Source organism: Mycobacterium sp. (genome assembly GCF_049280035.1).
In the GTDB taxonomy this organism is placed as follows: domain Bacteria; phylum Actinomycetota; class Actinomycetes; order Mycobacteriales; family Mycobacteriaceae; genus Mycobacterium.
Genome location: NZ_JBAPPI010000428.1, coordinates 1 through 1,853, shown reverse-complemented (window position 1 = coordinate 1,853; position 1,853 = coordinate 1). Strand labels below are relative to the sequence as shown.

Here is a 1,853-nt window from a genome sequence, read left to right as displayed (position 1 = left end):
GTCGCCGCGCCGATGCCGCTGCTGGCGCCGGTTACCAGCGCCGCTGTGCCGGCCAATATTGCGGTCATGTCCGCTCCGTCGCATGGGCATTGAGTATTTCGTGCAGAACGTAGTCGTTGTGCTCGCCGAGGTCGGGTGCGCCGCGCGCGATCTGCGCCGGAGCAGCCGTCATTCGCCACGGCGCAGCCACGATCGGGCGTTGCCCTTCGCGATGATCGCTGACGAAGCGATAAAGCTCGCGGTCCCAGAGCAACTGGTCGCTGATCACGTCCAGAGATGTGGCGCTTTTGCTCGACGGCACACCGGCTGACCTGAGCCGCTGCGCCAGCTGTTCGGCGTCGTAGCTGGTGGTGAGGCGGGCAAGGTCTTGGTCGAGCGCATCGGTGTTTTTGATTCGGTCCGGCATGCGGGCATAGCGTGGGTCGTCGGTGAGGACGGCGGCGCCCAAGACGTTGCACAGTGCGCGCCATTGGGTGTCGTCGGCCACGGCAACGCTGACCCAGTCGCCGCCCGCACAGGGATAGCAGTTGTGCGGGGACATATCCGGATCGCGGTTGCCTTGGGGGAGGATGTGTTTTCCGGTCAAATCCTGTTCGAGCAGACAATCGCCGATCATCGAAGAAAGAGTCTCCACCGCCGACACGTCGACGAATTGGCCTTCGCCGCTCAGATCGCGATGCAGCAATGCGGCGACGGCGGCCAACGCCGCGGCGGCGCCGACGGTGGAATCCCCATAGCGCATGCTGGTGCCGAGCGGCGGTCCGCCTGGATAGCCCACCAGGGAAGCGAGTCCGGCCAACGCGGCAAAGCACGGCGCGTAACCGGTCTGATAGCCCAGCGGTCCGTCGTTGCCCCACATCTTGATTGACACCGAGATGATGTCCGATTTGACGGCCTTCAGCTGCTGGTAGCCAAGTCCGAGGCGCTCCATCGCCCCCGGCCGGAGGTTGTTGATGACGATGTCGCTGTGGGCGATCAGGTCGCGAAGCCGGTCGATGCCCACGGCTGATTTGAGATCCAATTCCACGCTGAGCACTTCGGGATTGATGGACAGAAAGTACGGCGCGTGGTTGATGTCGGTGCCGCCGTAGGCGCGCATCTCGTCGGGATTTCCGGAGTTTTCCACCTTGATCACTTCGGCGCCCAGGAGCGCAAGGAGCTTGCCGGTGTACGGTCCGGCCCACACTTTGGTGAGCTCGACGACCCGAACTCCTTGTAACGGTCCGCCTCGTGCCAGCTTCGGCGGTTTGAGTTGTGCCGAGGCCACCGTCAGCGCCGGGCGTGGCGTCTCGATATCGCCCATAACCTCGCCGGTGTGCTGGCCCAGGCTGGGCGCGGCAGTGGTAATGCGCGCCGGTGATGCAGTCATCAGGTAAGGAACGCCGGGGTAGGCGGCAGTGCCCAGCACCGGGTGGGTGACGTCTTGAAAGAAGCCGCGATGACGGTACTGGGTCGAGTTCTTCAGGTCGGCAGCGCTTTTGACGGGCACCAGGGGGACTCCTAACCGCTGCGCCTCTTCGGCCGCCGTGTCTTTGGTTAGGCCGGCGACCCAGTTGGCGAAGCCCTTCCGAAATGTCGCCACTTTCTCTGGAGTGACCGAGAACTCGAGCCAGTCGTCGTCGAACGCGTCGAGCCATTCCGGGTGGCCCATCAGCTTTTTGAGGCCCGCCCAGTGATTGCGGCTGGTCAGGTAGAGATAGACGAATCCATCTGCGCAGGCGAAAAATGACGCCGGGCCCTGTTGATCGTAATCATCGCGGGTGTTTTGCGGTGCGAGCTCCCCGGTGATGAACCTGCCCAGCACGCAGTCGGCGCGCGACGCCAGGACCGCTTGCTGCGACACGTCGATGAAT

The 1,853-nt window shown here is 63.9% G+C and carries 1 protein-coding gene; it reads right to left on the bottom strand.

The annotated features are described in order from the left end of the window. Positions 1 to 64: 64 nt before the first annotated feature. Positions 65 to 1,853, bottom strand: a 1,789-nt coding sequence (locus WAN71_RS14260; protein WP_422225957.1) for a CoA transferase, incomplete at its 5' end; no start/stop codon positions are given.